Below are 7,303 nucleotides of genomic sequence, written 5' to 3'. Positions count from 1 at the left end.
AGCACCCCCAGCGGACTCACGTCCAAACAGAAGCGCACGATCGCCGGCGGTTCCATCGGCACGCTGATGGAGTACTACGACTACTACCTGTACGGCCTCGCCTCAGCCGCAGTCTTCCCCGCAGTGTTCTTCTCCAGCAACGACCCGGTCATCGCACAGCTCTCGTCGTTCGCCACGTTCGCGGTCGGCTTCCTGCTGCGTCCCGTGGGCGGGATCGTCTGGGGCATCGTCGGCGACCGTGTCGGGCGCAAGGCCGTGCTCATGATCACCGTCGTGGGCATGGGCGTCGCGACGACGGCGATCGGCGTGATCCCGCCGGACTACCTGATCGGAGCCACGGCACCGATCCTCCTCATCGTCTTCCGCATGTTCCAGGGCTTCTTCGTCGGCGGCGAGATGGGGGGAGCGGCGACCATGGTGGTCGAGAACGCCCCCGTCGGCCGCAAGGGCATGTACGGCGCGTTCCTCATCAGCGGTGCCGGCATCGCGAACGTCGTCTCGGGCGGCTTCATGGCCGCGCTCGGTCTCGGCGAGGGCTCCTGGTTCATCGAGTGGGGCTGGCGCATCCCGTTCGTGTTCTCGGCTGTGCTGGCGATCGTGGCGATCATCCTGCGGCACAAGCTCGAAGAGTCCGAGGAGTTCATCGAGACCCAGAACCAGCAGATCGCCGCGGCCGGCAAGAAGGCCAACCCGCTGATCGAGGTGTTCCGGCACCCGAAGAACGCGATCATGGGAATCCTCATCGGCCTCCCGCAATCGATCGCCGGGTACGTCGTGCTCACCTACGGGCTGAGCTTCATGGTCACCGACCAGGACCTGCCTGCATGGATGGGCTTCGCCGGCACCATGATCGTCGGCATGCTGCAGATCTTCGTCGCGCCCCTGTGGGGAGCGATCTCGGATCGCATCGGCCGCCGCACCGTCTACATCATCGGATGCCTCGGCTTCGCAGCCATGGTCTATCCGACGTTCATGCTCTTCACGACCGGCAACATGTGGCTGATCTGGCTCGGTCAGATCCTCGGGTTCGTGGTGTTCGGCGTGGCGATGCAGGCGACGCTGTCGACGATGCTGGTCGAGATGTTCGACCCGGAGGCGCGCACCACCGGTGTGAACATCGGCTACCAGTTCTCCAACACGCTCGGCGGCGGGTTCGCGCCGCTGATCTGCGCGGCTCTCGTGGCTGCCGCCGGCGGTGCTTTCTGGCCGGTGGTCGTCTACGCGGGGGTGATCGCCGTGGTCGGGGTGATCGCCACGCTCGCGGCATCCGTTCGTCCTGATCGTGAGGATGCCGGACGACTGCACGTGCTCGCCGCGACGCAGAACGTGCCCACCGTCAAGGGGAAGGGGCGGACTCGGTGACGACCACCGCGCTGCCCACGACCACGCCTCACCCGATCACGCCACGCCTGATCGCGCCTCGCCTGATCGCACTGGGCGAGACGATGGTGATGCTCACTCCTGCGCGTGCGGAGTCGTTGGCTTCGGCCCCGCAGTTGCAGGTGCACGTGGGCGGCGCGGAGTCGAACGTCGCCAGCCACGCCGCCGCCCTCGGGGTCGATGCGGCGTGGGTGAGCGCCGTCGGATCCGATGTCCTCGGCACCCGCGTGCGCGATGCCGTCGCGGCGCGCGGCGTCGACGTCGGCTGGGTACGCACGGACCCCACAGCTCCCACCGGGGTGTACTTCAAGGATCCGGGCCGGGGCGTGCTGTACTACCGCGACGGGTCAGCCGCATCGCGTCTGACGCCGGATGCGGTCGCCGATGTGCCGCTCGAGCATGCCGCGATCGTCCACCTCTCGGGGATCACCCCCGCGCTCTCCCCGGAGTGTGCGGCGCTCGTGGATGCCGTCATCGAGCGGGTCGCCGCGGGAGACGGGCAGCTCAGCTTCGACGTGAACCATCGCGCGGCACTGTGGGCTCCGGATGTGGCGGCACCGGCCCTGCTCGCGCTGGCCCGTCGCGCGGACATCGTGTTCGTCGGTCTCGATGAGGCGAACACCGTGTGGGAGTGCCTCACCGCCGCCGAGGTGCGCGCGCTCATCCCCCAGCCGTCTCGTTTGGTCGTGAAGGACGGCGACGTCGGCGCGACCGAGTTCGCACGGGATGCCGCTGGGGCGGATTCGGAGACCTTCGTCCCCGCGATCCCGACCGAGGTGATCGAGGCGGTCGGCGCCGGCGATGCCTTCGCCGCCGGGTACCTCGCCGCACTGCTCGCCGGCGATGACGCGGCCGGGCGTCTGGGGGCGGGACATGCCCGCGCCCGTCTCGTGCTGCGCTCGACGAGCGATTTCGTCGAAGATGATACTGAGTGAAAGGCCGAAAATGACAGACAACTCCTCCTTCCGTGAACTCTTCGGCGACGTGCCGCTGATGGCAATACTGCGCGGCATGGGCGTCGAACGCAGCCTGGAGGTCGCGACGACGGCGTGGGACCTCGGGATCACCGCCGTCGAAGTCCCCGTGCAGACCCCCACCGACGTCGAGGCCCTCCGGGTACTGGCCGAGGCCGCGGCAGCACGCGGGCTGCGCGTCGGCGCGGGCACGGTCATCTCGCCCGACCACGTGCGTCAGGCGGCCGACGCCGGTGCCGCCTTCACCGTCAGCCCCGGCTTTGATGCCGAGATCGTCCGCGCATCGCACGAGGCCGGGATGCCGGCGCTTCCCGGTGTGGCGACGGCCAGCGAGGTGCAGGCGGCGGTGAAGGAAGGGCTGACCTGGCTGAAGGCCTTCCCCGCATCACTGCTGGGCACGGGATGGTTCGGCGCCATGCGGGGGCCGTTCCCCGGCGTCACCTTCGTGGCGACCGGGGGGATGGATGCCGGCAACGCTCCGGCCTTCCTCGACGCCGGTGTGCGCGTCGTCGCTGTCGGATCGGCGCTCGAAGATTCCGCGCAGCTGCCCGCACTCGCGCAGCTGCTCGACTGAGGACGTTGAGACGCAGAGTGACGACGAGGAGAAGGACGATGACGGATACCGATGTGCTGACGGCTCGCGACAAGGGTCTGCCCGAGCGGGCGATCGGCATGACGGTCGCTGGCTTCCTGGCGACCGCCCCGCGCCTCGACGAGTTCTGGACGCCGCTGGTCGTCCTCGATGACGACGCGATGCAGCACAACGTCGCCACCATGGCCGCCTGGTGCGGCGAGCGCGGGCTCGAGCTCATGCCGCACGGGAAGACGACGATGGCCCCGGCGCTGTGGCAGCGTCAGCTCGACGCAGGAGCCACAGGGATCACACTGGCCACGATGGGGCAGGTGCGCACGGCGCGCAGCTTCGGGGTGTCGTCGATCATGCTCGCCAACAGCGCCGTCGACGAGCGCGCGCTGGGCTATCTGTCGCGCGAACTGGCCGACCCGGCGCTGCGGTTCACCTGCTGGGTGGATTCCATCCAGACTGTCGAGGTGATGGACCGCGCGCTGCGCGCGGCCGGAGCGCCACGTCCCGTGGAGGTCCTGGTCGAGCTCGGAGCGGCGGGAGGCCGCACCGGGGCGCGCACGATCGAGGCCGCCGTCGAAGTGGCCGAACGGATCGCCGCGACCGACACGCTGCGGCTCGCGGGAGTGGCCGGCTACGAGGGCGCGCTCGCACACGACCGCACCGACGACGCGCGACGCGTCGTGCGCGACTATCTGCAGTCGCAGATCGCGCTGCACGAGCGCATCGGGCACCTGTACGGCCCCGGAGACATCTTCGTCACCGCCGGCGGCAGCGCCTACTTCGACATCGTCGCGGAGGTGTACGCCGACGCCGTGGCCGAAGCGGATGCCCGCACGCACTTCACGCTGCGCTCGGGCGCCTACATCGTTCACGATGACGGGTTCTACCGGCAGATATCCCCCTTCGACGAAGCCCGTGCCTCTGCCGATGCGCCGCAGCTGCGCACCGCGATGCACGGCATCGCCCGCGTCGTCTCGCAGCCCGAACCGGGGCTCGCACTGGTCGATGGCGGCAAGCGCGACTTCCCCTTTGACGAGGGACTCCCCATCCCACGGGCGACGGCGACCGAGCTGGGCGCCCCGTGGCAGTCGCTCGACGACGCGACGGCGACGGCGATGAACGACCAGCACACCTTCGTGCGCGGGCAGGGCGACGGCGATACCCCGGTGGGCTCAGTCGTCGCACTCGGCCTGTCGCACCCGTGCACCGCGTTCGACAAGTGGCGGGTGCTGCCCGTCGTGGACTCCTGGGACTCCGGCGTCGTCACCGACCTGGTGCGCACGTACTTCTGATGTCGACAGCATCCGATTCCGGTCGCATCGTGCTGCGCGGAGGCACGATCGTCGACGCGACAGGCGAGCGCCGCGGAGACGTCGCCATCGAGGGAACCAGCATCACCGAAATCGGCGAGGTGGCGCCGCGCGACGGGGATGCCGTCGTCGACTGCACCGGCCGGCTCGTGATGCCCGGCCTGATCGACGCCCACTCGCACGCCGACGGGCTGCTGCACGACGAGAACGTGCAGCGTTCTCTGCTCAGGCAGGGCGTGACCTCGGTCATCGTCGGGCAGGACGGCGTCTCGTACGCCCCCGGTGACGGCGCCTACGCGACCGAGTACTTCGCCGCCATCAACGGCCCGCATCCGTCGTACTCCGGCGGCGGGGTCGCCGAGCTCCTGACCGCCGTCGACGGCGCCTCTCGGGTGAACGCCGCCTATCTGGTTCCGGCCGGAACGGTGCGGTTCGAGGTGTGCGGCCGATCGCAGGCACCGGCAGACGATGCGCAGCGCGATGCCATGTCTGCCCTCGTACGAGAGGGCATGCGCGACGGGGCGGTCGGGCTCTCGACGGGCCTGGACTATGTGCCGGGGATCTTCCAGAGCGGCCGCGAGATCGCCGACCTCTGCACCCCGGTGGCCGAGGTCGGCGGCGTGTACGTCAGCCACATGCGCGGCGGGTACGAGGCGAATTCCGCGGCCGGGATCGACGAGACCGCCGAGATCGCCCGGCTCGCCGGCGACCGGTCGGGCGGCGAGCTGCGCGTGCACGTGTCGCACTTCCATGCCGAAGCCGACATCGTGCTGGCGCAGCTCGATGCGCTCGCAGCATCCGGAATCGACGCGACGTTCGACGCCTACCCGTACATCCGCGGCTGCAGCCTGATGGGCATGCCGCTCCTGCCTTCCGAGCTCTCCGCGCAGCCGGTGGACGACATCATGCGCGCACTCGATGACCCGGACGAGCGCGAACGACTGCGGCGGGAGTGGTTCCCTCGGGTGGCGAACAACCCCAGCCTCGGCCCCGACTGGCCGCACATGATCTCGCTGTCGCACCTGTCGGCGCCCGAACTGTCGTGGGCACACGGGCTGACGATCGCGCAGGCCGCGCAGCGTGCCGACGTCGACGTCATCGAGTTCGTGCTCGACACCCTCCGCGCCTGCCGCCTGCAGGCGAACGTCATCATGGCGGTGCGGTACGAGCGTCCGGACGCAGAGCTGGCCCGCATCTTCGCGCACCCGGGGCACGTCGGCGGATCCGACGGCATCTTCATCGGGTCGCACCCGCACCCGCGTGCGCGCGGGTCGTTCGCGCGGTTCCTCCGCACTTTCGTACGCGAGACCGGCACCTGGTCGTGGGCGGATGCCGTGCAGCACCTCTCGGCCACACCGGCCGCCCGATTCGGGCTGGGCCGACGCGGCGCGATCGAACCGGGCGCCCCGGCGGACCTGATCGTCGTGGATCCGGATGCCGTCGCCGACGCCGCCACCTATGACGAGCCCCTGCGCGATGCCGTCGGGATCGATGACGTCTTCGTCGCCGGCGTTCCCGTCCTCGCGGCGGGTGAGCTCGTGTCCCCGGCATCCGAACTCCCCGGTCGCGGATTGCGCCGGGCCTGAAGACCACCCAGACCACCCCCATCCAGAACGGAGCAACAGATGAGCAAGACCGCTTTCCACACCACCAACGCCCCCCAGCCGGCAGGGCCCTACAGCCAGGGCGTCATGGCGAACGGCTTCTTCTACACCGCAGGCTTCGGCCCGCAGGACCCGGCGACGGGTGCCGTGCCCGAGTCGGTCGGCGACCAGACCCGTCAGGTGCTGCGCAACGTCGGCGCCGTGCTCGCCGAGCAGGGACTCACCCTCGACGACAGCGTGAAGACGACCGTGCACCTGGCAGATCTCGCCGACTTCGCCGAGTTCAACGAGGCGTACAAGGAGTTCTTCAGTGAGCCGTACCCCGTGCGCACGACCGTCGGGTCGCAGCTGGCGAACATCCTCGTCGAGATCGACGTGGTCGCCGCTGTTCCCCAGGCGTGACCCGGTGGGGGCGCCAGCCGGGATAATGGGCGGATGAGCACTCCCGTGAACATCCCCGGCTGGCGGCCCCTCTACTCCGGCAAGGTCCGCGATCTGTACGCCTCCGAGGACGCGGCGGACCCCCGCATCCTCGTCGTGGCATCCGACCGGGTGAGCGCCTTCGACTACGTGCTCTCCCCCGGCATCCCCGAAAAGGGCGCTCTGCTCACGCAGCTGAGCCGCTGGTGGTTCGAGCAGCTCGGCGACGTGCCGAACCATCTCGCCGATGGCGAGCTCCCCGCATCGGTCGCCGACCGTGCCATGCTCGCGCAATCGCTCGAGATGCTGCCGATCGAGTGCGTCGTGCGCGGGTACATCACCGGCTCGGGCTGGGCCGAGTACCAGGAGCACGGCACGATCTGCGGCATCCCGCTGCCGATGGGTCTCGAGAACGGCGACCGGCTGCCCGAGCCGCTGTTCACCCCGGCGTACAAGGCGCCGATGGGCGAGCACGACGAGAACATCACGTTCGAACGCACAGTCGACCTGGTGGGTGCCGAGCGCGCCGCCAAGCTGCGCGACACGTCGCTGGCGCTGTATTCACGTGCCGCGGCGATCGCCGAGGAGCGCGGGCTGATCCTCGCCGACACGAAGTTCGAGTTCGGTGTCGACGCCGACGGGGTGCTGCGCCTAGCCGACGAGGTACTCACGAGCGACTCGTCCCGCTACTGGGATGCCGCCGCATGGGACTCGGGCCAGACGCCGACCGAGCGGATGGCGAGTTTCGACAAGCAGATCGTGCGCGACTGGCTGGCGTCGAACTGGGACCAGCAGGGCGAACCGCCCGCACTTCCCGACGAGATCGTCGAGCGCACCGCCGACCGGTACCGCGAACTCATCACCCGCCTGACCGCGTAGGCCGGGCGGCGGCGGGAGGCGGCGGACGATAGTGTTTCTGCAGCATTCCCACCCCGATTCCGAGGAGCCCCCGCATGCCCGTGTGGAAGATTCACGGCGACGGCCGCAACGTCGCCCCCGATAAGGTCGTCCGCCCCGAAGAGCGGCTGA

7 protein-coding genes are annotated in these 7,303 nt (G+C 69.6%); all 7 read left to right on the top strand.

Going from position 1 to position 7,303, the window contains the following annotated elements; genetic code table 11:
• A partial coding sequence (locus tag ACTICP_RS13910) for an MFS transporter (protein WP_441893344.1) occupies positions 1–1,362 on the top strand: 1,362 nt, incomplete at its 5' end.
• Entirely contained in the window at positions 1,359–2,315 is a 957-nt protein-coding gene (locus ACTICP_RS13905) for a sugar kinase (RefSeq protein ID WP_441893342.1), read from the top strand. The genes ACTICP_RS13910 and ACTICP_RS13905, both read left to right, overlap by 4 nt.
• Before the next feature lie 10 nt (positions 2,316–2,325).
• Entirely contained in the window at positions 2,326–2,928 is a 603-nt protein-coding gene (locus tag ACTICP_RS13900; RefSeq protein ID WP_441893340.1) for a bifunctional 4-hydroxy-2-oxoglutarate aldolase/2-dehydro-3-deoxy-phosphogluconate aldolase, read from the top strand.
• Positions 2,929–2,966: 38 nt separating this feature from the next.
• Entirely contained in the window at positions 2,967–4,232 is a 1,266-nt protein-coding gene (locus ACTICP_RS13895; protein ID WP_441893338.1) for an alanine racemase, read from the top strand.
• Positions 4,232–5,836, top strand: a complete 1,605-nt coding sequence (locus ACTICP_RS13890; protein WP_441893337.1) for an N-acyl-D-amino-acid deacylase family protein — start codon at positions 4,232–4,234, stop codon at positions 5,834–5,836. The genes ACTICP_RS13895 and ACTICP_RS13890 overlap by 1 nt, the downstream gene beginning before the upstream one ends.
• 39 nt (positions 5,837–5,875) lie before the next feature.
• Positions 5,876–6,256: a RidA family protein gene (locus tag ACTICP_RS13885; protein ID WP_441893336.1), complete on the top strand. Its 381-nt coding sequence runs from the start codon at positions 5,876–5,878 to the stop codon at positions 6,254–6,256.
• Between the two features lie 33 nt (positions 6,257–6,289).
• On the top strand, positions 6,290–7,153 hold the full coding sequence (locus tag ACTICP_RS13880) for a phosphoribosylaminoimidazolesuccinocarboxamide synthase (RefSeq protein WP_441893334.1): 864 nt from the start codon (positions 6,290–6,292) through the stop codon (positions 7,151–7,153).
• Positions 7,154–7,303: the final 150 nt, after the last annotated feature.

The sequence above is a fragment of the Microbacterium sp. genome (assembly GCF_052102115.1).
Lineage (GTDB): Bacteria > Actinomycetota > Actinomycetes > Actinomycetales > Microbacteriaceae > Microbacterium.
This window is presented reverse-complemented; position numbering and strand designations above follow the sequence as displayed.

Bases quoted from the DNA above. Each gene is read 5' to 3' on its own strand.
- ACTICP_RS13900 (WP_441893340.1), top strand. From the start codon at position 2,326: ATGACAGACAACTCCTCCTTCCGTGAACTCTTCGGCGACGTGCCGCTG.
- ACTICP_RS13885 (WP_441893336.1), top strand. From the start codon at position 5,876: ATGAGCAAGACCGCTTTCCACACCACCAACGCCCCCCAGCCGGCAGGG.
- ACTICP_RS13880 (WP_441893334.1), top strand. From the start codon at position 6,290: ATGAGCACTCCCGTGAACATCCCCGGCTGGCGGCCCCTCTACTCCGGC.
- ACTICP_RS13890 (WP_441893337.1), top strand. From the start codon at position 4,232: ATGTCGACAGCATCCGATTCCGGTCGCATCGTGCTGCGCGGAGGCACG.
- ACTICP_RS13895 (WP_441893338.1), top strand. From the start codon at position 2,967: ATGACGGATACCGATGTGCTGACGGCTCGCGACAAGGGTCTGCCCGAG.